20 protein-coding genes and 3 tRNA genes are annotated in these 23,949 nt (G+C 35.4%); 22 read left to right on the top strand and 1 reads right to left on the bottom strand.

Annotated elements, in window-relative coordinates; translation table 11 throughout:
* Nucleotides 1-12 precede the first annotated feature (12 nt).
* From FNE73_RS08680 to FNE73_RS08650, 7 genes are all read left to right on the top strand, one after another.
* Nucleotides 13-85, top strand: a tRNA-Gly gene (locus FNE73_RS08680).
* A gap of 42 nt (nucleotides 86-127) precedes the next feature.
* Nucleotides 128-199 (top strand) — tRNA-Thr (locus FNE73_RS08675).
* Between the two features lie 446 nt (nucleotides 200-645).
* Nucleotides 646-1,326, top strand: coding sequence for a response regulator transcription factor (locus tag FNE73_RS08670; protein ID WP_143884227.1), 681 nt, complete (start codon nucleotides 646-648; stop codon nucleotides 1,324-1,326).
* Entirely contained in the window at nucleotides 1,327-2,694 is a 1,368-nt protein-coding gene (locus FNE73_RS08665) for a sensor histidine kinase (RefSeq protein WP_143884226.1), read from the top strand.
* 125 nt (nucleotides 2,695-2,819) lie between these two features.
* Entirely contained in the window at nucleotides 2,820-4,061 is a 1,242-nt protein-coding gene (locus FNE73_RS08660; protein WP_143884225.1) for a TolC family protein, read from the top strand.
* 88 nt (nucleotides 4,062-4,149) lie between these two features.
* Entirely contained in the window at nucleotides 4,150-5,232 is a 1,083-nt protein-coding gene (locus tag FNE73_RS08655; RefSeq protein WP_143884224.1) for an efflux RND transporter periplasmic adaptor subunit, read from the top strand.
* Nucleotides 5,233-5,427: 195 nt separating this feature from the next.
* Nucleotides 5,428-8,526, top strand: a complete 3,099-nt coding sequence (locus tag FNE73_RS08650) for an efflux RND transporter permease subunit (protein WP_143884223.1) — start codon at nucleotides 5,428-5,430, stop codon at nucleotides 8,524-8,526.
* 139 nt (nucleotides 8,527-8,665) lie between these two features.
* On the opposite strand, the gene FNE73_RS08645 is transcribed toward FNE73_RS08650, so the two are convergent.
* Nucleotides 8,666-10,171, bottom strand: a complete 1,506-nt coding sequence (locus tag FNE73_RS08645; protein WP_143884222.1) for a DUF4394 domain-containing protein — start codon at nucleotides 10,169-10,171, stop codon at nucleotides 8,666-8,668.
* Nucleotides 10,172-10,417: 246 nt separating this feature from the next.
* Between FNE73_RS08645 and tuf the strand changes: the two genes are divergently transcribed.
* The 15 genes from tuf to FNE73_RS08570 all read left to right on the top strand — a co-directional run bounded on the left by tuf (nucleotide 10,418) and on the right by FNE73_RS08570 (nucleotide 23,925).
* Nucleotides 10,418-11,629 (top strand): elongation factor Tu, encoded by a 1,212-nt coding sequence (tuf, locus tag FNE73_RS08640; RefSeq protein WP_089745515.1) that lies wholly within the window; start codon nucleotides 10,418-10,420, stop codon nucleotides 11,627-11,629.
* A gap of 52 nt (nucleotides 11,630-11,681) precedes the next feature.
* Nucleotides 11,682-11,752 (top strand) — tRNA-Trp (locus FNE73_RS08635).
* A gap of 12 nt (nucleotides 11,753-11,764) precedes the next feature.
* The gene (secE, locus tag FNE73_RS08630; RefSeq protein ID WP_089745513.1) at nucleotides 11,765-11,971 is read left to right on the top strand and encodes a preprotein translocase subunit SecE; all 207 of its coding nucleotides are present in this window, start codon (nucleotides 11,765-11,767) and stop codon (nucleotides 11,969-11,971) included.
* 18 nt (nucleotides 11,972-11,989) lie between these two features.
* Nucleotides 11,990-12,532, top strand: coding sequence for a transcription termination/antitermination protein NusG (gene nusG / locus FNE73_RS08625; RefSeq protein ID WP_089745511.1), 543 nt, complete (start codon nucleotides 11,990-11,992; stop codon nucleotides 12,530-12,532).
* 1,111 nt (nucleotides 12,533-13,643) lie between these two features.
* Nucleotides 13,644-14,171 (top strand): hypothetical protein, encoded by a 528-nt coding sequence (locus FNE73_RS08620; protein ID WP_143884221.1) that lies wholly within the window; start codon nucleotides 13,644-13,646, stop codon nucleotides 14,169-14,171.
* A gap of 293 nt (nucleotides 14,172-14,464) precedes the next feature.
* Complete coding sequence (gene rplK, locus FNE73_RS08615) at nucleotides 14,465-14,911, top strand: 50S ribosomal protein L11 (protein ID WP_072955489.1); 447 nt, start codon at nucleotides 14,465-14,467, stop codon at nucleotides 14,909-14,911.
* 11 nt (nucleotides 14,912-14,922) lie between these two features.
* Nucleotides 14,923-15,615 carry a 50S ribosomal protein L1 gene (gene rplA, locus FNE73_RS08610; protein WP_027380917.1) on the top strand — a complete coding sequence of 231 codons (693 nt, stop codon included), beginning with the start codon at nucleotides 14,923-14,925 and terminating at the stop codon, nucleotides 15,613-15,615.
* A 17-nt stretch (nucleotides 15,616-15,632) separates the two neighbouring features.
* Nucleotides 15,633-16,220, top strand: a complete 588-nt coding sequence (gene rplJ / locus FNE73_RS08605) for a 50S ribosomal protein L10 (RefSeq protein WP_143884220.1) — start codon at nucleotides 15,633-15,635, stop codon at nucleotides 16,218-16,220.
* A gap of 46 nt (nucleotides 16,221-16,266) precedes the next feature.
* Nucleotides 16,267-16,635 (top strand): 50S ribosomal protein L7/L12, encoded by a 369-nt coding sequence (gene rplL, locus FNE73_RS08600; RefSeq protein ID WP_143884219.1) that lies wholly within the window; start codon nucleotides 16,267-16,269, stop codon nucleotides 16,633-16,635.
* A 146-nt stretch (nucleotides 16,636-16,781) separates the two neighbouring features.
* Nucleotides 16,782-17,459 (top strand): hypothetical protein, encoded by a 678-nt coding sequence (locus tag FNE73_RS08595; RefSeq protein WP_143884218.1) that lies wholly within the window; start codon nucleotides 16,782-16,784, stop codon nucleotides 17,457-17,459.
* Nucleotides 17,460-17,525: 66 nt separating this feature from the next.
* Complete coding sequence (locus FNE73_RS08590; protein WP_143884217.1) at nucleotides 17,526-18,332, top strand: hypothetical protein; 807 nt, start codon at nucleotides 17,526-17,528, stop codon at nucleotides 18,330-18,332.
* A gap of 40 nt (nucleotides 18,333-18,372) precedes the next feature.
* Nucleotides 18,373-19,152: a hypothetical protein gene (locus FNE73_RS08585; RefSeq protein ID WP_228429967.1), complete on the top strand. Its 780-nt coding sequence runs from the start codon at nucleotides 18,373-18,375 to the stop codon at nucleotides 19,150-19,152.
* 12 nt (nucleotides 19,153-19,164) lie between these two features.
* Nucleotides 19,165-19,923 (top strand): hypothetical protein, encoded by a 759-nt coding sequence (locus FNE73_RS08580; protein WP_143884215.1) that lies wholly within the window; start codon nucleotides 19,165-19,167, stop codon nucleotides 19,921-19,923.
* 125 nt (nucleotides 19,924-20,048) lie between these two features.
* On the top strand, nucleotides 20,049-20,693 hold the full coding sequence (locus tag FNE73_RS08575; protein ID WP_143884214.1) for a hypothetical protein: 645 nt from the start codon (nucleotides 20,049-20,051) through the stop codon (nucleotides 20,691-20,693).
* A gap of 115 nt (nucleotides 20,694-20,808) precedes the next feature.
* The gene (locus tag FNE73_RS08570; protein ID WP_143884213.1) at nucleotides 20,809-23,925 is read left to right on the top strand and encodes a beta strand repeat-containing protein; all 3,117 of its coding nucleotides are present in this window, start codon (nucleotides 20,809-20,811) and stop codon (nucleotides 23,923-23,925) included.
* Nucleotides 23,926-23,949: the final 24 nt, after the last annotated feature.

Here is a 23,949-nt window from a genome sequence, read left to right as displayed (position 1 = left end):
GGAAACAAAATTGCGGAAGTAGCTCAGTTGGTAGAGCGTCAGCCTTCCAAGCTGAATGTCGCGGGTTCGACCCCCGTCTTCCGCTCAACAGAAATCACGCTCTTTATGGTGTGATTTTTTGTTTAACGCCGACTTAGCTCAGCGGTAGAGTGCTTCCTTGGTAAGGAAGAGGTCACGGGTTCAAGTCCCGTAGTTGGCTCGTAATTAACACGTTGATTTTCAGCGTGTTTTTTTATTTTATATACATTCTTTATCACTTAAATGAGCCGAAATTTTGTTTAAAATCGCACAAAATTGCCATAAAATCATATATTTGTTCAAAGATTTTTCAGACATTTTCATCTGAAGTTTTATATTCTTAGATAGGTAATTCCTTAAAAAAACCATGTAAATATGTTCAAATTATAGAATATCATGTATTTGCTAAGATTGTTCAAAAATATTATTCTAATATTAGATTAAATATTACTCTAAACCTCAGCTTATCAAAGTTTAATTTTATTTTAATGAATCATAATATTAGCATTAAAAGACTTTAGTAATAAGTCTTTAGAAATTTTGGAGATTAAACGTAAAAGTTTCCTTAAAATAATTCCGATAGAGAATTTTGAAAATTTCATTAAATTCGTAATAAATAATTCCCTGATGAATATTCTTTTACTGGAAGACGACTTGATTCTTTCTGCTGAACTTGGAAAATTTCTGGAGTCTAATAATTTTAATTGCGACCGTATTTATGACGGCGATACTTTTCTTCGTCAGATTAAAAACAACATTTACGATTTATTTCTTTTGGACATTAATGTTCCAAAAATAAATGGGCTGGATGTCTGTCAGACCATTCGTTCGTTTGATAAAAACACACCTATAATTATCATTTCGGCTTATGGCGACATCTCAGATAAAAAAGACGCCTTCACCAGATTGGCAGATGATTATTTGGTAAAACCTTTCCAGTTTGAGGAATTACTCCTTAGAATCAATTCTTTATTGCGTAGAAAAGTTCCTTCCGAAAATATAGATCTGGATATTATCAGAGTAGATGATTTAATTATCAATAAAACAGAACAGAAAGTGTTTCGAGCCGGAAATGAGATTGCATTAACACTGAAAGAATTCCAGCTTTTGGTTTATCTTGCAGAAGCTCAGGGTAGAACAGTATCTAAGCAGCAGATCACAGAGAATGTCTGGGAACATAATTTTAATACCAATACCAATACAGTAGAAGTGTATATCAACTTTTTACGAAAAAAAATTGATAAAGAATATAAAGTAAAGCTCATTCACACAAGATCCGGATTCGGGTATTATCTAAATCCTTTGTAGATGTCATTAAAAAGGAAGATTGCGCTTACTTTAAGTATTTCTTTTTCGCTGCTTTTCGGGGTGGTTTTAATTATCATATATATATCATTCAACGATTTTAGAAGAGAAGAATTTAAAGAGAGATTTATCAGAAGACTGGGTTTTACTACCAACTTCATTTCAAAATCTAAAAATTTTGAAGAAGAAGCGCCTATATTTTTTAATGAAAACTCGGATAATTTCCTTCTCAATGAAACGATTTTAATATTTAATGCCAAAAAGGAACTCATCTACAGTACGATAAAAGATGAAAAAGTAACCTGGGATCATAAATTGCTGACAAAACTCGACAGCAAAACTGATATTTACCAGGAAAATACATCTCCTGAGATTTATGCCGCTTTGAAAAATATCAATGGAGAAAATTATTACATTCTTACTTATGCTTATGATACCAACGGAAAATCTAAACTGGCTTATCTTGAATATCTGCTTATAACAGCATTTATTACCTGCACACTTTTAATAGGTTTTTTCAGCTATTATTTCATGGGCAAATTTCTCAAACCGCTGGAAGATCTGAATAAGGAAATTTCTGAAGTCACCGCACATAAACTAACTACACAGATTTCGGCAGAGGAGTCCAATGATGAAGTCAGTATTCTGGCAAGATCATTCAATACCATGATTGCACGGTTGAATGATGTATTTCAATCGCAAAAAGACTTTACCGCAAGTGCTTCGCATGAGATACGTACTCCAATTACAAGAATGGCTTTTCAGCTAGAAAATCTTATTAAGTTTGGCAGCCATTCGCCTGAAACCGTTTCTTCATTACAACAAATGCTGAAAGACGTTTACCAGCTTTCTGATCTTACTAATTCCCTGATGCTGCTTACAAAATTTGATAAAGAAAATATTCAGAGCATTTATGAAGAAGTAAGAATTGATGAAATTATTTTTGAGTCTTTTGATACTGTAAAAAAAAATTATCCAAATCTCAGAATGGATTTCCTTATTTCTGAAGATACACAGGAAAATGCTTTTTTAACCATTAAAGGAGTAGCCTCGCTGCTTATGATTGTATTTATTAATTTACTTAAGAATGCCGCAGTCTATTCCGATGATGCAGAAGCAAAAATATTGATTACCGAAACAGATAACCAGCTTATCGTACAGGTAAGTTCTCATGGGAAAACAATATCAGAAGAAGAGCAGCCAAAACTTTTTGATGCATTTATGCGTGGTAATAATTCTCAGAATATTGCAGGTTCCGGATTGGGACTCAGAATCGTAAAACGAGTTCTGGAATATCATAGTGCCGATATTGTTTACGCAGCCCACTCAGAAGATCTTAATGTTTTTAAAGTAATTTTCACTACTACATAGATTTTAAGATAATCAAATACCATTTTTCATCATTCTGTGCTTAATAATATAATTTAATTTTTTTTTAAGCAGCCTTTAAGTTCGTTTTAATCAGACAGCCTCATTTTTGCTTCAAAATAGAGAGAATGAACAAAATTGCAGGGCTGTTTGTGATAATTTCTTCAATTATTTCGGCGCAGCAGCAAATGTCACTTTTAGATTGCGAAAATGCTTTTCAGCAAAACAATCTACAGCTTCTTGCCGAGCAATACAGCATCAATATGGCTGATGCAGATATTCTGCAGGCGAAAATCTGGGAACTACCTCAGGTAAATGGCTACATTAATGGTTACAATCCCGAAGGACGAAGATTTCTGGATGCAGGAAGAGCTAAAGGTTTAGAAGTTACCCAGCTGATTTATATGGGTGGAAAAAAGAAAAATGAAGTTGCTTTCGCAAAATCTAACAAAGAACTTGCGCAACTTCAGTTTGCACAACTTTTAATAGAGCTTAGAACCCAGCTTCATACCAATTATTATAACCTTTATTACGAAAAACTTAAGCTTGAAAGCATCAATAAGCAGCTGGGTTATATGAATGATCTTCTGAAAGCTTATAAAATCCAGTCAGCAAAAGGAAATGTTTCGCTGAAAGATGAGGTTCGTCTGCAGAGTATTGTGATTCAGCTTAATAATGATAAAGTTGAAATCAATAAAAATATTCTTGAATTTGATCAGAACCTAAAAGTCCTTACCGGAATTACAGAAGGAATAGATCCGCAAATTTCAGATAATGAAGTAAAAGAAATACTTGCTTCGCAACCATTCGGAGACGAAGATGAGCTCAAAAGAAAGGCATTGGAAAATAATGCGGATTATTTATTTGGTCTGAAGCTTATTGAAAATGCCAAACTTTATGCTTTGTGGCAAAAATCAATGAATGTTCCCGATCTCACTGTGGGAGCAGAATACGATCAGGCTTCCGGAACTTTTAATAATGAAATCAATCTGAAAGTAGGAATTCCTTTACCTCTTTGGAAAAGCAACAGAGGAAATGTTGAAAGAGCCAATTTTGCCATAAAACAAAATCAGAAAAATGCAGAATTTCAGAAACTGGATCTTGAAACTAAGGTGCAATCTGCATTTCTGGCGTGGAAAAACCAATATGAGCAGCTAGCTGAAATAAAATCAACTGATCTAGACAATCTTGATCTGGTGTATAACGGAATGCTTAAAAATTTCAGAAATGGAAATATCAGTCTGATTGAATTTACAGATTTTATGGAAAGTTACCGACAAACTGCGCTTCAGATTTATGATATGAAGAATGAGCTGATCCGGTCTGCTGAAAGACTCAAACAATTGGTACAGACTAAAATCTTCTATTAAATAATGTTAGTCAGGACAAAAAACATCTGCAATATTAAAACAAGTTATTTAAAAATCATTGCGCTCCTTTAGTTTAAAAAATTCTATAATGAAAAAGATAATTACAACTATATTTTCAGCATTGCTTTTATGGTCATGCTCTAAGCCAGAAATTGCAAAAACTCCAGAACCAAAAGGTTTTGAACTGAGCAACACCATGCTGGAATCTATTTCGACTGTAAAAGCAGAAACCCGGGTGATTGAAGATTATTACAGCTTCTATGGTAAAATTGCTGCAGATGCCAATTCTTACATTGATGTTTTTCCTTTGGTAGGCGGAAATGTGATGAGCGTGAATGTTGAGCTTGGAGATTATGTGAAAAAAGGGCAGGTTCTCGCAACGATAAGAAGTACAGAATTGGCTGAAATTCAGAAAGAGATAAGCGATGCTAAAACTGATTTAATTGTAGCTAAAAACAATCTCAGAGTCGCAAAAGAAATGTATGAGGGAAAACTCACCACAGAGAGGGAGGTTCTTGAGGCTAGAAGTCAGCTGCAGAAAGCAGAAGATCAATTACAGCGAGCAAGTGCTGTAAGCACGGTTTACAATGTAAGAAATGGAAACATTTACAGTGTTTTGTCGCCTATCAGTGGTTATATTGTACATAAAGATATTAATAAAGATATGCAGCTGAGAAGTGACCGCAGCGAAAATATTTTTGACGTAGCCAATACCACCAATGTCTGGGCAATTATGAATGTGAATGAATCTGACATTGATAAAATAAGTCTGGGAATGCTGGCTCAGGTTTCCACTCTTTCTTATCCCGACAAAATTTTCACCGGTAAAATTGACAAAATATTTAAAATCATTAATCCTGAAACCAACGCAATGCAGGCAAGAGTGGTTTTGGATAATGCCAACGGATTGTTGATTCCGGATAGCAAAGCAACCATTAAAGTTTTAAAGTCTGAAAATAAAACAGCTCTTTCTGTTCCCTCAAAGGCAGTCATTTTTGATGATGACAGAAGTTATGTTGTTGTTTTCAAATCAAGAACTGATGTGAAGATCAAGGAGATTCAGGTGCTGAAGCAAGTGGGAGATGTCACATACATTTCTGAAGGTCTTCAAGAAGGTGAAAACGTAATTACCAATAATCAGTTGCTGATTTATCGTTCATTAAAAAATTAATTCTTTAGCCATTAAGATACTGAAAGCAGTAAACAATTGAGAATTAACCTATTTTATAAACCACAAGCATTAATTCGATGTTTCTTAATTCAGTTTTAAACTTCATTGTTCTTAATGGTTTTTAAATTCTTTAGATACAATTAAACATTAGGAATTAGAAATAAAGCTAAACCTAATATCTAAACATCTGTTCAAATGAATAAATTTATCAAAAATATCATCGCGTTCTCACTCAAAAATAAAGCTTTTACTTTCGTTTGGGTAGGGATTTTGGCGATTGCGGGATTTATAAGCTTCAAAAATATGCCGATTGAGGCTTTTCCTGATGTTACCAATACGCAGATTGTGATTATTACACAATGGGAGGGAAGAAGTGCGGAAGAAGTAGAACGTTTTGTAACAACACCTATAGAACTTGCAATGAGTCCGGTTCAGAAAAAAACAAGCGTAAGAAGCAATACGATGTTTGGGCTTTCGATTGTTAAAATACTTTTTGATGATGGGGTTGATGATATGTTTGCCCGGAATATGGTTAATAATCAACTCAGAAATGTAAGTCTTCCCGAAGGAATTGACCCTGAAGTGCAGCCTCCTTACGGACCTACCGGTGAGATTTTCAGATATACTTTAGAAAGCAAAACTAAAGATTCCCGGGAGCTTTTAACCTTACAAAACTGGGTGATAGACAGAGCACTTCGTGGAGTTCCGGGAGTTGCCGATATCAATGTTTTTGGTGGTCAGGAAAAAGTTTTTGAATTGAGTACAGATCCGAGAGCGTTGGATAAATATGGTTTGACACCCCTTGAAGTATACGAAGCGGTTACCAAAAGCAACCTGAATGTAGGAGGAGATATTATTGAAAAAAACGGTCAGGCTTATGTGGTGAGAGGTATTGGTTTGGTGCAGTCTGTTGATGATATTGCCAATATAACTATTCATAATGACAACGGAAATCCTATTTTGGTTAAAAATGTGGCAGAAGTCCACGAAAGTTCTTTGCCAAGAGTAGGACAGGCTGGTCTCAATAAACATGATGATACTGTAGAAGGGATTGTGGTGATGAGAAAAGGTGAAAACCCGCGTGAAGTTTTGGTGGATGTAAAAGCTAAAATTCAGGAACTCAACGAAAAAATTCTTCCCAAAGATGTCAAAATGGTTACTTTCTATGATCGTGACAATCTGATGGATTTTACTACAGAAACCGTAATGCACAATCTTCTGGAAGGAATTATTCTTGTAACAGTCATTGTCTTGATTTTTATGGCAGACTGGCGTACTACACTGATTGTTTCCATCATCATTCCGCTGTCTCTGCTTTTTGCGTTTTTATGCCTGAAAATGGCCGGGATGAGTGCCAATCTATTATCGCTTGGAGCAGTAGATTTTGGGATTATCATAGACGGAGCCGTCGTCATGGTAGAAGGTATTTTTGTAATGCTGGATCATAAAGCCAAAAAATATGGTCACGAACGATTCAATAAATTAGCCAAAGCAGGCTGGATCAAGCAAACTGGAACTGGCTTGGGAAAAGCAATTTTCTTCTCTAAGCTGATTATCATTACCTCTCTGATCCCGATTTTCTCTTTTCAGAAAGTAGAAGGAAAAATGTTTTCTCCATTAGCTTTCACACTTGGTTTTGCATTAATGGGAGCCCTTATTTTTACGCTCACTCTAGTTCCTGTTCTTACTCATTTGCTTTTGAATAAAAATGTAAGAGAAAAGAACAATCCATTTGTTAATTTCTGGGACAGAATTGTTCTGAATGGATTTAAGTTTACCTTCAGGAATAAAAAAATTAGTTTGCTGGTAGCTATTTCTTGTATGGCAATAAGTCTTTTTTCAGCAAAATTTTTAGGAACAGAATTTTTACCGCAGCTTAATGAAGGGTCACTTTGGATTACAGCAGAAATGCCGATGAGTTCTTCATTAAAAGAATCTCTGAAAACAGCGGATATTCTGAAGAAAGACATTATGAGCGTTCCTGAGGTGACCGATGTTTTGGCACAAACCGGACGAAGTAATGACGGAACCGATCCGAACGGCTTTGGATTTGTGCAGTTTGCAGTGAATTTGAAACCGAAAGATGAATGGAAACGTAAAATCAGTTACGATCAGCTGATTGAAGAAATTGATAAAAAACTGAGGAATTATCAAGGGATTACTTTCAATTATTCACAGCCGATTTCAGATAACGTAGCAGAAGCAGTGGCAGGTTTTAAAGCAGAAAACGGGATTAAAATTTATGGTGATAATCTTCAGACTTTAGATGATTTAGCTGAAAAGGTTTTAAAATCAATAAAAGATGTAGACGGGGTACGGGATGCGGGAATTATTAAAAATGTTGGTCAGCCGGAAGTAAATGTAGTTTGGGACAGAAACAAAATGGCGGCTTACGGAGTAATGCCAGAAGATGCGCAGACTGTTCTGGAAATGGCTTTTGGAGGGAAAACAGCTTCTGAAATGTATGATGGCGAAAGAAAATTCCCTATTCGTCTGCGCTATTCCCAGGAATATCGGAAAGATGAAAATGATATTGCTTCGCTGATGATTCCTACACAGGATGGAACGATGATACCTTTGAAAGAAGTTGCAAATATTGTGAAAAATAATGGAGCTGCATTTATTTATCGTGATGATATCAAACGGTATATCGGGGTGAAGTTTTCTATCCGTGACCGTGATTTGGGCGGAACGATTGCTGATGCACAAAAAGAAGTTTCAAAAATCAATTTGCCGGAAGGATATAAGATAGGATGGACCGGTCAGTTTGAAAATCAACAGAGAGCAACTAAAAGATTGACGCAGGTTGTTCCGATCAGTATTCTGGGAATCTTCTTTCTTCTTTTTATTCTTTTCGGAAATATGAAAGATTCTCTTTTAGTTTTGGCAAATGTACCTTTTGCATTAATTGGCGGCATCATTGCTTTGCATGTCACCAATATGAATTTCGGGATTTCTGCAGGGGTGGGAATGATCGCTTTACTGGGAATCTGTATTCAGAACGGTGTTATTCTCATCACGGAATTTCACCAGAACTTCAAAAATGGTCTTTCACTGGATGATTCTATATTGAATGGAGTAAAATCCCGAACCAGACCTGTCATTATGACTGCTTTGATGGCTTCCATCGGTTTGCTGCCTGCGGCACTATCTACAGGAATTGGCTCAGAATCTCAAAAACCTTTGGCGATTGTGATTATTGGGGGATTAATTACGGCTACAGTCCTCACACTACTCATTTTTCCGATCATTTTCTGGATTTTTAACAGAAGTAAAAGAACTGAGTTAATATAGATTCTATTTTAATGATATTAATGTTGTAATAAATTATTTCTTGTAAGAAAAAATATAAAAGTTTATTTAGTTAAAAAAAAATGAGGCGCAGTAAAAATCTAACTGCGCCTCTGCTATGATAAATTTGTGTCTGCTGAAATTAAAAACCTAATCCTACTGCAAATCCTCTTACAGCATTAGGATATGATGACAGCGATGTTGCTGCACCTGTGGTTGTGTTGATAGTATAAATATTTGTGCTGGTTCCAACGGTAGCCACCAAATATGCTTTCTGGCTCATACTACCGATGTCGAAGCCGTCAGCTCCGTCAATATTGATTCCCAAAGCACCTCTTTCTACCAATGTTCCGTTATTTGGCGGATCCTGCAGATATACTTTGTCTGTATTGGTATCAATCACAAAAAGCATAGTAGAAGTTGCACCTGCAAAATTATTGGTGTAAGCCGCTGCTCCTAGAGAAGGAGTTCCCGGATTAATCATTCCGTCAACTGCAGAAATAGTTCCGTCATTCGGATTGAGTCTTAAATTTTGTCCGGTATTGCTTACTACTCTTATCCTGTCAACCGTAGGATTAAAATCAAAGCCAAACTGTGTACCCAATAGAAGTGTCGGAAGCTGTACGCCTACTTGTGTAGCAGCACCTGTTCCCAGATTGATTGTATATATTCTGCTTGTGCTTCCCATTGCATAAAGCTGTCCGTTGGTAGGTCTGAAATCAATTCCAACAATATTTTCTCCGGTCTGCAATCCGGTAATTGCTTTAGACACAGGCTGTGGATTATTTGGATTGAAAATTTGTAAAGCGTTCGAGTTATCTACTGCATAAGCGACAGGATTAGTCGGAATTGCCAGATCAATAACTTTCTGCGAAAGTGAGCCGATAGCTGTTGCTTTTCCGGAATTAAGATCCACAGTATACAGATTATTCTGCATCCCGGTTGTCGCTGCCATTAATGCAATTTTATTGTCAGGATTAATATCAAAAGCTGCCTGCCCTGTAAAAGTGATGCCCAAACTTCCCACTTCTACCAATACGCCATTGTTTGGAGGATCTTGTTTAAACAGTTTTCCTGAATTTACATCCAAATCATAAAGAATAGTGGAGGCAGCTCCGGATACGCTGTTTGTATAAGCCACTCCCATTATAGAAGAAGTTGTGGCAATACTTGTATCTGTAGCAGCTACAGCACCGGTTTCAGGATTGAGTCTGAGATTTTGTCCGGTATTGGTAACCAATCTTATTCTGTCAACAGTAGGATTGAAGTCAATGGAAGCTACAGCTCCCGAAATCATAGGGCTGAATGCAGTATTGCTTACAACTCTTGAAGCACCTGTAGAAGTATTGATAATATAAAACTTACTGGCATCTGATACCGCATAAAGTTCGCCGGTTGCAGGTCTGAAATCAATACTTAATAATTTTTCTCCTGAAGGAATTCCCGAAATAGCTTTTGTAGAACTAAAAGAAGCAGAGTTATTGGCATTGAATGAAACCAGCTGATTATTGCCGGTCAATCCATACACCATTACATCTGGTTTCATCATATTCATGATAGGTTCTTCCATCATCACATTATCATCATCACAAGATATTACCGAGACTAAGGCAAATGCAACGATTGAAGAGTAAAAAAGTTTTCTCATAATAATTTAATTTTAAGGTTGTATGGTCATTTACGAAAGAAAAATTGACTTGGATTTTCAGAGTGCAATTTTTTTTTATCAAATTTTTGTTTAAATTTGCACTTCTGTTTACGGAATGATGAGGTTTGTGACTTTACTGGGTTTGAATATTTAAACTTTTTTTGATAAAAAGATTTTGGTATATAAAAATTCATTATATTTGCACACCGAAAATTTGAATAAAACAATAAATAAATAATTTAAATCATGGCAAAGGAAACGTTTAATCGTAACAAACCACACTTGAACATTGGTACTATTGGTCACGTTGACCATGGTAAAACTACACTTACTGCAGCTATTTCTGCTGTATTAGCGAGCAAAGGTCTTGCTGAGAAAAAAGATTTCTCTGCTATTGACTCTGCTCCTGAAGAAAAAGAAAGAGGTATCACTATTAATACTGCTCACATTGAGTACGAAACTGAAAAAAGACACTATGCTCACGTTGACTGTCCAGGTCACGCGGATTATGTAAAGAACATGGTAACTGGTGCTGCTCAGATGGATGGAGCTATCGTTGTGTGTGCTGCTACTGACGGTCCAATGCCTCAGACTAGAGAGCATATCTTGCTTTGTCGTCAGGTAAACGTACCTAGAATTGTTGTTTTCATGAACAAAGTTGACATGGTAGACGATGCTGAATTATTAGAGCTAGTTGAAATGGAATTGAGAGACTTATTGTCTACTTATGATTTCGACGGTGATAACTCTCCAGTAATTCAAGGTTCTGCATTAGGTGCACTTACAGCTGCTACTTCTAGCCCTGTTAACACTGAAGATCAGTGGTTCAAGAGCGTTGAAGCTTTGATGGATGCTGTTGATACTTGGATCGAAGAGCCGGTAAGAGATACTGACAAGCCATTCTTAATGCCAATTGAGGACGTATTCTCTATTACAGGTAGAGGTACTGTAGCAACTGGTAGAATCGAAGCTGGTATTATCAATACAGGTGATCCTGTAGATATCGTTGGTATGGGTGATGAAAAATTAACTTCTACAATTACAGGGGTTGAAATGTTCAGAAAAATCCTAGACAGAGGTGAAGCTGGTGATAACGTAGGTCTATTGTTGAGAGGTATTGAAAAAACTGACATCAAGAGAGGTATGGTAATCGCTAAGAAAGATTCTGTTAAGCCACACAAAAAATTCAAAGCATCTGTATATATTCTTTCTAAAGAAGAAGGTGGACGTCACACTCCATTCCACAACAAGTACCGTCCTCAGTTCTACGTAAGAACAACTGACGTTACAGGTGAGATCTTTTTACCAGAAGGTGTAGAAATGGTAATGCCTGGTGATAACTTAGAAATCTCTGTAGAATTGTTACAGCCAATCGCTCTTAACGTAGGTCTTAGATTTGCGATCAGAGAAGGAGGTAGAACAGTTGGTTCAGGTCAGGTTACTGAAATCTTAGACTAATCATCTTAATATAATAAAGTTCCGTAAGGAAGCTTACGGAACTTTTTAATCTACGGGCATCGTCCAATGGTAGGATACCGGTCTCCAACACCGTTGATCAGGGTTCGAATCCTTGTGCCCGTGCAAATATAAATTATGAGTTCATTTGTCGATTTTTTAAAAGGTTCTTATAACGAATTCAGACATAAAGTAGAATGGCCAAAATGGGCAGATTTACAGTCTTCTACCATCGTAGTAACTGTAGCGACTGTAATTTTATCGCTTTTTACTTTTGGAGTTGATGAATTGTTTTCTAAAGCAATCAGCAACATTATAGGAATACTAATCAACAGCTTCAACTAATAAAAGATATTTTCCATAATGAGCGAATTGAAATGGTATGTGCTGAAAGCGATCAGCGGACAGGAAAATAAAGTGAAAAACTATATTGAGACAGAAATCAAACGTTTGGGTTTTGAGCAATATGTTACTCAGGTAGTGATTCCTATGGAAAAGGTTATTCAGCTTAGAAATGGGAAAAAAGTACCAAAAGAAAGACCATACTATCCTGGTTATCTGATGATAGAAGCTGATTTAATGGGTGAGATTCCTCACGTTATTAAAAATATTCCGGGAGTTATTTCATTTTTGAGCCTTACCAAAGGAGGAGATCCTGTTCCTATGAGAAAATCAGAGGTCAATAGAATGTTAGGCAGAATGGATGAGCTTTCAGAATTTGCTACTGATGCAGAGATTCCTTTTATTGTTGGTGAAAATGTAAAAGTAATCGACGGACCTTTCAACGGCTTCAACGGAACAGTTGAAAAAATTCTTGAAGATAAAAAGAAAATTGAAGTATCAGTTTTAATCTTCGGAAGAAAAACTCCGATGGAGTTAAGCTATATGCAGGTAGAGAAAGTATAAATTATACTTATTAGAATAGAAAATACCGTTCAGAATGAGCGGTATTTTTATTTTATTAACTTCTTGTGAGTTATGTTATGCAAATGATTGTGAAAAAAAATAAGTATATTTTCAATTTAGTCTTTTTATTTATTTAAGTTTTAGATTTCATAATCATATATTTTTAAAAAAATTCTAACAATAATATATTATTTAAATTTTAACATAAGAATCATTTATTTATTTTTAAGTGTATTGAAAATCAATATTTTATATGCTTGTGTTTGTTGTTTTTAGAACTTTTAGTAGTATGTTTGTTACCTAATAATTAAACATATTTTATGAAAGAAAAAGTTATTCTTACTGCTTCCCCTAACAAATGCTGATCATTTTGATAATCTACGGGGATTAATGTTTATAATGTCGGTAATGAAACAGGAGATGAAGTAATTTGGAAAATCTTGAAGCAGTAACTGTTTTTCATTATCGCGGTAAAAATCTTGAACAGTGAAATGAGAGATCAGATTTTTTCTTTGATAGAATCTTTACGACAAAGAATAGCAGTAATGCAAATCTTAATGCTATATTATAATGTAATAAAAGATGTTGGCTTCTTGTATAAGAAAACTATTGCTGAAATTAATGAAGTACTTTATTAAAACATTTTTGCTCATAATTATTATCAATATAGTAGTAGAAAATACATATTCGTCAATTGCTCCATTTTTAATTGGGGCAATTGGTATTTATTACGTGGCTACTTATCCCATTTTTATAGTTGTTTTTTTAATAATTCTACACTTTCTCAATTTGTTTTTAAAAGATAGGCTAGACTTTATTCTCAGGTTGTTTTGCCTTTATTTTTTCACTATTTTATTATATAATGTTTTTAATGACTTTTTTCCATATCGCTTTGAAGGATATAAAAATATGATAGATCTCAGTGTAGAAGAATATTATAAAACTCTTATTATATTATACGTATGTGGAGCTATTAATTCGGGATATTTTTTTGCAAAGTATAAATTTGTAAGGAGAGATGTTATTTTTATTTTACTATTTTTCATAAGTACCGTTATTATGAAGTTTTTTAAGCTTCAAGATATTTTTTCTCATTTTTTTAGCTAATCTAATGAAAGAAAGAATTAATAATTTAGTGAAAGATTTGATTGAGTTTAAGGTTTATCAAAAACTGCTCATGAAACTATTGATGATATTTGTTTTGATGACTGTGGTAGGTACATTGTCTCATGAGTTTGGGCACTTTGTTGTGGTTGAAATTCTAGGAATGGATGGAGAGATACATTATTCCTATATGAGAACAATAAAAAATGAGAATTATCGTCATCTCTTTAAATGGGAAAGTATATTGATTTCTTTAGGCGGACCAATTCAGACCATGTTAACAGGAACATTGGGTTTTTTGTTATTATATGAATTCAAAAATGAAATATTAAAAAGATCAAGATTAGAAAGGAAGCATTGGGCAATGGTTTTCATGGCAATGTTCTGGCTTAGACAAACAGCAATTTCTTTTATGATAATAGCTGTTTATCTTTTTCAAGGGCTGATCATGCAGAAAGGTGATGAAAGTCGTATTTCTCTAAAATTAGGATTGCCCGTTTTTACACTTGATATAATTACAGGTTTTGTAGGTTAAATTATAATTTCAATCGTCATTTTTAAATTTATTCCTATAAGTCAGAGGTTTACTTTCATTTTATCAGGTTTTGCAGGAGGTGTTTTGGGGTATGTATTATGGATGGAAATTTTAGGACCAAAAATTTTGCCCTAAATTAGTTTCTTTATAAAAATCAACGAATTGCTTTTGCTAGTTAGAAAATATTTCATAATTTTGCCATCCGAAAGTAGGGTTGCTGTATGTGAGTAGGTAACCTACTGAATAATAAATGCTTCCAAACTCATTAATTATTCAAATTTAAAAAATAAAAAATGGCTAAAAAAGTCTTTAAAATGGTAAAACTTCAGGTGAAAGGTGGCGCTGCTAACCCTTCTCCGCCAGTAGGTCCGGCTTTGGGTTCTGCAGGTGTGAACATCATGGAGTTTTGTAAGCAATTTAACGGAAGAACTCAAGATAAGCCAGGACAAGTTTTACCTGTAGTAATTACAGTGTACGAAGACAAATCTTTTGAATTCGTAATCAAAACTCCTCCTGCAGCAATCCAGTTGATGGATGCGGCTAAAATCAAAGGTGGTTCCGGAGAACCAAACAGAAACAAAGTAGGTGCTGTATCTTGGGCTCAGGTTCAGAAGATCGCTGAGGACAAGATGACCGATCTTAACTGTTTTACTTTGGATTCTGCAGTTTCTATGGTTGCAGGTACTGCTAGATCTATGGGATTAAGAGTAACAGGAACTAAACCAACTTTTAACGCTTAATACTTAGAGAAATGGCAAAATTGACTAAAAAGCAAAAGGAAGCTTTAAGCAAAGTAGAAAAAGGAAGAATCTATAATCTTGAAGAAGGTTCTGCTCTTGTAAAAGAGGTGAATACTGCAAAGTTTGATGCTTCTGTAGATATCGCTGTAAGATTGGGTGTAGATCCAAGAAAAGCAAACCAAATGGTAAGAGGTGTTGTATCTCTTCCTCACGGTACCGGTAAAGATGTTAAAGTATTGGCTTTAGTAACTCCGGATAAAGAAGCTGAGGCTAAAGAAGCTGGTGCAGACTATGTAGGTCTTGATGAATATTTACAAAAAATAAAAGACGGTTGGACAGATGTTGACGTTATCGTTACAATGCCGGCTGTTATGGGTAAATTAGGACCATTGGGTAGAGTATTAGGACCAAGAGGTTTGATGCCTAACCCAAAATCAGGTACTGTAACAATGGAAATTGGTAAAGCAGTAACTGAAGTAAAAGCGGGTAAAATTGACTTTAAAGTAGATAAATACGGTATTATCCACGCTGGTATTGGTAAAGTATCTTTCGATGCTGCTAAAATCAAGGAGAATGCTCAGGAATTAATCTCTACTTTGATCAAAATGAAGCCAACTGCTGCTAAAGGTACTTATGTGAAGTCTATCTATCTTTCTTCTACAATGAGTCCGGGTATTGCAATTGATACTAAATCTGTTAACTAATTATAATCCTTAAGACAATGACAAAAGACCAAAAAGTTGTAGCAATACAAGAGATCAAAGATTTGCTTCAGGATGCTAAAGTAGTTTATGTAGCAGATCTAGATGGTTTGAACGCTGCTAAATCTTCTGACTTCAGAAGACAGGCTTTCAAGCAAAATATTAAAGTAAAAGTGGTGAAAAATACACTTTTGCAAAAAGCAATGGAACAGATTGAAGGAGTAGATTATTCTGAAATGTTCCAGACTTTTAAAGGTAACTCTGCATTAATGATTGCTGAAACAGCTAATGCTCCGGCAAAATTAATCAAAGACTTTAGAAAAAAAGAAGAGAAACCTGCATTGAAGTCTGCTTTCGTACAGGAAACTTTCTATGTTGGTGACAACAACCTGGAGATGTTGGCAAACATCAAGTCTAGAGAAGAAATGATCGGAGAAATTATCGGATTACTTCAGTCTCCAATCCAAAGAGTTGTTTCTGCTCTTCAAAACAAACCTGAGACAGTAGAAGCTAAAGCTGAAGAAGCTGCACCTGCGGCAGAAGAGGCTCCTGCTACTGAAACTCCGGAAACTCCAGCTGCTGAAGGAGAAACTCCAGCTGCTGAATAATTACACTCAAAAAATTAAATAAATAATCAACAAAAACATTACAACAATGTCAGATTTAAAAAATTTAGCTGAAACGCTAGTAAACTTAACAGTAAAAGACGTAAATGAATTAGCTGCTATCCTTAAGGATGAGTACGGAATTGAGCCAGCTGCTGCTGCAGTAGTTGTTGCAGGTGGTGGTGCAGGTGAAGCTGCTGAAGAAAAAACAGAATTCGACGTAATTCTTAAGTCTGCAGGTGCTTCTAAATTAGCTATCGTTAAATTGGTAAAAGATTTAACTGGTGCTGGTCTTAAAGAAGCTAAAGATATCGTAGATGGTGCTCCTGCTCCAATCAAGACTGGTATCTCTAAAGACGAAGCTGAAGCTCTTAAGAAGCAATTAGAAGAAGCTGGTGCTGAAGTAGAATTGAAGTAATTCATTTTCTTACAATATTTGAAGCTGTTCCATATAGGAGCAGCTTTTTTTATTTTATCAGTAGAATTAAATGAAATTATCATGATTGATAATATGAATTTTGTAAAGTGTTTATGCTGTAATACTGTAAATATTGTTTTGTATCTTTGCAAAAAAAATACAATATCATCGCTGCAGCTTTTTTAGGCAAGAAGTCAAATCAATATGGTAAAGACAAAAATGTAAAATATTTGTCTTTATTTTTATTGTTGTTTGTTTCTTTCCTCAACAACGTATTAGCCCAAAATGTTGATGAACCTCAGCAAAGTCAGATATATGTATCAGAGGGAGCTTTTATATATTCGGGAGATCCTGATTTTACTCAACAGATTACTGATAAAACCATAACGGTAAATAAATCCGAAGTCAGTCTTACAATTTCTGCTGATAAAACCCGACTAATTGTTAAAGGCGAACAATCTAACAAAGAAATTTCAGATAAAGATCATAGAAAAGTATTAGCGACAGAAGCAAAAACAGAAGAAAAGCTTTTAGCTAAAACTAAAATTTATCTTAAAAAAAGGAAAGTTATTAGTTATAAGTTTAATAACGTGCCTTCTGATGAGCATCTGAACACCGGTAAAAGTATTAATACTTCGTTTGTACACGAAACGTCTACATATAATTTTCTAAAATATTTTCTTAAGTTCACAGAGAAAATAAACGTAAGCTTAGAATTTGTTTACAGTCAGAAATACGCACTTTATAAAAGTGTATATTCTACTTATCATTATTCCACATTTTATTCTGTAAGACCTCCACCTATGCAAGTGCTTGATTGCTAAAGCAATCTTAAACCAACAAAAACTGAATAACCAATTCAATTTTTATTTATCAATTAATTTAATATTATGGAATTTAAATGCATAATGATATCGGCATTGTTTGCCGGTGTTATTTCATTTGCTCAAGTAGGAATAAATACTACGGTGCCACAGTCTACGCTTGATGTGAATGGAGATATTACCTTAAGAAATGAGCTTAGGGTGGGGGGAACAAAAACGACAAACGGTAACCCGGGAACAAATAATCAAATACTAGTTTCGCAAGGAGATAATGTAACTCCGGAATGGAAAACTTCCAAACTTGGTTTTTTTGAACAGGACGAATATAGAATTACTGAATCTAATGCAACTACTGATGAAATCGGAATTAACTTTGGTAATACAAGTACAGGTGACGGTATAGCAATCAGTCCGTTTGGAGAAAGTATTACTTCCTCTAGTCCTGTATGGAGTCCAATAACAGACTTAGCTTCAAGCTTCACGATTAAAAATACATTGAACCGAACTAATTTTTTATTTCAGACAGGTTTGGAGATGTCTAATGTAGGGACAACTACAGGTGCGTTTGTGCGTTTTGCCTGTGGAATCTTTATAGATGATCAGCTCAGAGCGATCAGAGCAGACCAAATTAATGCGATAAACAACAAAGGGGCAAAAAATCAGTCAATTTTTACATTAAGCTATACTGTAAACAATCTTTCAGCGGGACCTCACACGGTAAAAGTGGCTTGCAGAAGAATTACCTCAAGTGCAACTGGGTATCACTTTGCAATTGGTAGAACTACTACAGATGGTACACAGACAGTAAATAATTTTATGCTGAGATCAATATTGAAGTTTGATGTCAGTGAACAGGTTAAAATAATATATTAGACAAATGATGATTTTTAATAAATATATAGTTGTTCTTGCAATGATTTTCATAAATGGTCTTGCTTTTTCTCAAGTAGGCATCAATACTGAAACACCAAGAGCAAGATTAGATGTGCAGGGTAATTTAAGCATAAGAAACAGAATTTATCTGGGCGGTTCTGACAGCGTAAACGGATTGTTGGGTGATGTGGGTTCGGTTCTGGTTTCTCAGGGAGCCAATAACCCTCCTGTTTGGAAAGTTATAAGAAGACCAGATTTTGATCCTTTTTTATATACAATCTTTAATAATGAGGCTAGTGAAACACGCAACGGAATTATTTTCGCAGCTAATACTGCTGGCTCAGGATTTCAATTACATACTTTGAATCAAACTTTCGCAAGTTTTGCCGGAACTGAGATTACAGAGCTTCAGCGTAGTTTTCAAATAGATAATACACAAAATATATCTATATTAACATTCGAAACGATTGCCCATCTAGAATCTGCAAATCAGTTTACAGCTGCAGATTTCTCGTGTGGTATTTTTGTAGATGATTTACTTAAAGGAATTCGTGTGTACACCCTTAATCAGCCAGGAGCTGCTGTAACCCCTTTTTACACTTATGATTTGATTGCTGTAGTGAAAGATTTGCCTACAGGAAATCATGCTGCAAGAGTTGCATGTAAGAAGAGAGCTAATATCAATGCTTTTACCGGTCAATTGGGAATAGGAAAAAATATTGCCAATAATTTGAATGATTTTATGACTAAATCTTCTTTAGTCATAGAAACGTATGAAAAACCAAATGCAGGCAATACAGTTCCTGTGTATAATCCTTAATAAGTAGTTACAATGAAAAAATATATTTTGTTTTTATCCGTGATAATGAATCTGAATGCTCTATTAGCACAAACCGGAAATGTTGGAGTCGGCACAACAGTACCACGGTCTACTTTAGATGTTAACGGAACGATGAATATAAATAATGAAATCAACCTGGGAGGTACAAACTCAGCTGTTGGAAACTCCGGGACAGCAGGGGATTTGATTTCTGCTAATGGAGCAGCTAATCCTACTTGGAAAAAATTTGACTTGCCTAATGGTTATCTGGATGGATTTGTCCTTACTGGATCATCATTAAAATCAACTACTGTAGGAGCTTCTTTTGACGGAACGGGAGCAAATGGTATACCTTATACTGAAAATCAGACTCTTCCCGCTTCATGGGTTGAAATTGCAGGTGTTAGTGAACCTACTTTCAGAATAACAAAAGCTACAAATATTGTCAATATTTTTGTGCAGACAGTGGCACAGGTTACCGGTACAGATGCAACAGGATCGTTTGGCTGCGGGATATATATTGATGATCAGTTGAAATTTACACGAACCGGAATTGTAAGTGGCGCATCAGGTTCGTATCGAATACTTACTTTAAATGCTTCTATACCCAATTTAAGTGTAGGGACTCACAGTTATAAATTTGCATGTGCCCAAAGAAATGTTCCTGTAGGCAGTACTTTAACGATTGGTCAGTCACAAAATACGGCAGTATTGAGTACCACTATGGCAGGAACTTCATCATCATTAAAAATATTGGAGCCGATTCAATGATATATTAAGAATAATATAATTATAAATTGCTTTCTATTGTTGAAAGCAATTTTTTTTATAATATTAATTTGAAATTCATATTATTTGTCAGAATAATTGCTATTTTTGCAAAATACCACGTCTTTTTGAAAATACATTTATTAAATACTAACTTATATAAAAATCTAACAATTTCTTTTCCGGGATTGAAGTTCATTCTTTTTGCTATTTTTCTCAATTTTAATCTGTTTGTAAATGCGCAGGAAGGTTTTGGGAGTAGTCAGGAAATTACACTTCACGGTGATGTGCAGATATATTCATCTGATGAGAATTTCAACAAAAAAGTTCACTCAAAATATATTTACAAAGAGTATAGTTTAAATAATAAAGAATTTATAGTATTTAATTCAGAGAAAAATACTTTAAAAGAGAAATACGATCTTAAAAAAAATGTAAAAGCGGCAAAAGAAAAAAAAGATAAGCTGGCTTTTCAGGAAGTTAAAAAGAAAATTGATGATTTTGAAAGACGTAAGAGATCTTTTGATTTTCATAATCTAAAAGAATATCCTTCATCACAAGATTATCTTTCTCTATCACATCTCTTTAAAGATTCGGCAACCACTTCCTATTCTTATAATCTTCTGAAAATCAGCTGTACTGCAGAATTTTATGTTATTAAAATAGCATTAGATTTTCTACACAAAACAGATTTTCATTATTACAATAACAAATCATTAGATTGTTGTTTTTCAGAGGTCTTTTCTGTGAGACCACCACCTGTATTAGCTTGAATGTAGAATTTTTATATTATAATTTATACCTCATATTTATGAGGTGTTCTAATACTTTTAAGCATATATGGAAAATAAATATTTTTATAGGACATTACTAGTTTTAATTTTTTTTATGAACTCGTGGCTTTTGTCACAAACCATAGCCTCTTCAGAAGGTACAACTCTTTGTTCCAACTGTACGCCCAATGCGAATTGGACTACAGTTTCTGGTACACCAGATGTATCTAATCGTACTACTGCTGCAACTAACACAACAACAGGCGGTGGTGCCACATGGAACTTAAGCCCTTTACCAGTACCTCCTAACAATCATAACTTCTTTATTACTTTAAGAGATATAGGAACTGTTGCTGGTGAGGAAGCCATAAGAGTGACAATGTCTGGTCTTACAGTTGGGAGAGAATATGAAGTCTTGGTCTACACTTTATCTGCAACTGCACCAGCTTATAGTCCTACTTTTATAGATGCCTTTGCTTACCAATTAGAAGGTGCCTCCAGAGTAAATATTACACAAACTGTAGCAACTAGAAACACTTGGGTTACAAGAAGACTTCGTTTTATAGCATCTGCAACTACAAGAACTCTAACCTTTTATCCTGGCTCTAATGCATCTACATCCAGCTTTGAATCAATAAATGTTTCGGTTACGGCAAATGCTATCAATGCTGTACCTATTGCTGTAAATGATAATGCAACTACTCTTCAGAATACACCTGTGACGATAAATGTGGCAACTAATGATACTGATCCCGACGGAAGTGTTGTTGCCAATACTGTAAGATTTACTGGTGGGCAGACCTCGGTTGTTACTACTCAGGGAACATGGTCTGTAAATACGACGACCGGACAAGTAACATTTACTCCGGTAGCTGGTTTTGTTGGTATGGCTACAATCCCTTATACAATACAAGATAATTATACACTGAATGGTGTAAGTTCTCCAAGTGCATCTTCTAATGCATTTATAAGTGTAATTGTAAAAGCTGATACTGATGGTGACGGAATAACTAATGATCTAGATCTTGATGATGATAATGACGGTATTTTAGACTCTGTCGAATGCCCGGAAACAAATACGGTAACAAATGGTACTTTTACTACTAATTTAAATGGTTGGACAAACAGTGGCGGCTGGGTGGCTGCAGGCGGAACATCTCAAAATACTACTGATAATGCTGTAAACCAAACATTATCTCAATCATTATCAAATTTAGATAAACCTTACGATGGTGTAATTGCTTTAACACTTACTGTTGGAGCTCAAGATGGTGGTAATTCAGCGGGAAGTACGGCTTCTCTTGATATTCTGCTTAACAATGTTGTTTATGCCACTTTGAATAACAGTACGGTAAGAACTGTGGGAACCAATAATGTAACGATAACCATGGCAAATGGAGCCGTGAGTGATTTTACTCCATTTTCTACAGCTTCACAAACAGGATTTACAACCCGGACTTTCACTATTAATATACCTTATTCCGGACCTGCTACGGCAACATTGGCATTTAGAATGAATGCCATTCAGGATGACTGGAGTCTTGATAATATTTCTATACCTCTTGCTCTTTGTGATACCGATAATGATGGAACTCCAGATTATCTAGATCTGGATTCTGATAACGACGGTTGTTTTGATGCAGTAGAAGGTGATGAAAATGTTACATTGTCACAGATAAACGCTAACGGAAGTATTAATACAACAGCTAATGGTGGGATAAATGCCAATGGTGTTCCGAACTTGGTTAATACATCTGGTGCTGCTGATATAGGAAGCGACGTCGGACAAGGGATAGGAACTGCGCAGAATTCTGTAATACAAGACGTTCAGTGTGCTAATGCTTTTGGCTGTACTACAGCAATGTACCTTTCTCAGACGGCTACTTTATACAATGTGAATACAACGACAAATCCTTTTACTTATCCAGCAATAGGAACGGCTTCTGTAAATTATAATGCAATAGGATTAAACCCATTAGACGGACGTTTGTATGGAATGCAGGTTCTTAATTCAAATAATGTTATAGTCATTAATACTGATGGTACTTCTATTAATTTAGGTCCTGTAACAGGGCTGCCTGTAGCAACTTTCAATGCTGGTGAGATTGATAATTTAGGTAATTATTATGTGAAAATAAACTCAGATAATAATCAGATTTACCGTATCAATTTGAATACTATGACGGCAACAACGATCACTCTTTCAGCAAGTATTAATGTTGCTGATTTGGCTTATAATGTTACAACTGGATTATTATATACTGTAAATTCAACTAACGGGCAGTTGGTTTCTATTAATCCTGCAACAGGTGCTGTAACACCAATAGGTTCTGCGCCAGGTGCGATATCTTTCGGAGCTATGTTTGGCTCAAGTACAGGTGAGTTATATGGATCGGATAATGCAGGCGGTTTTTACCAGTTTAATATCACCAATGGACAAAGAGTTTTAATTTCCGGATCTCCGAGCAGTAATGCCAATGATGGTGCTCATTGTGTTACAGCTCCAATTACTTTCAGTTCTGATCTTGCGGTGACCAAAACAAATGGTGTAACCACTTATTCTTCCGGAACCAGCACTACTTATACGATTGTAGCGAGGAATAATGGTCCGTTTGGTGTTTTGGGTGCTACCGTTTCAGATCCTGTGCCTTCAGGAATTCCGGCGGCGAATGTTAGTTATACGGCAGTTGTTGCAGGCGGAGCTACCACTTCAGTTACCGGAACGCAAACAGGCGCAATTAATGATGTTGTTAACCTGCCTGTTGGTGGAACTGTTACTTATACCGTAGTAGTGAGTATACCTTTTTCATTTAACGGAAATCTCGTAAATACTGTAACTATTACGCCGCCTTCAAATATTACAGAAACTAATACAACTAATAATTCGGCTACAGATACAGATACTCAGGCTGTTTGTTACAGACCGGCTGTTACCGCTGGAACAGTGTTGGATACTTCTCACGGAATCACTTCTCTAAACAGAGCTGGTAATAGTGCGTCTGGAAATAATTGGCCGATGGTAAGAAAAGGAGCGTGGACTGCTTTAGAATCTAAAACTAAAGGTTTTGTGTTAAACAGATTAACAACTGCTCAGATTGCAGCAATACCTGCTGCTGATTTGGTAGAAGGAATGATGGTTTACAATACAACACTAGATTGTTTACAGGTAAATACCACGGGTACTCCTGCAGGCTGGGCTTGTTTCAATACGCAGACATGTCCTACTAATTAAAGAGATTAATAATAAAAGAAATTT

It is taken from the genome of Chryseobacterium binzhouense (assembly GCF_007474545.1).
GTDB lineage: Bacteria > Bacteroidota > Bacteroidia > Flavobacteriales > Weeksellaceae > Chryseobacterium > Chryseobacterium binzhouense.
This window is presented reverse-complemented; position numbering and strand designations above follow the sequence as displayed.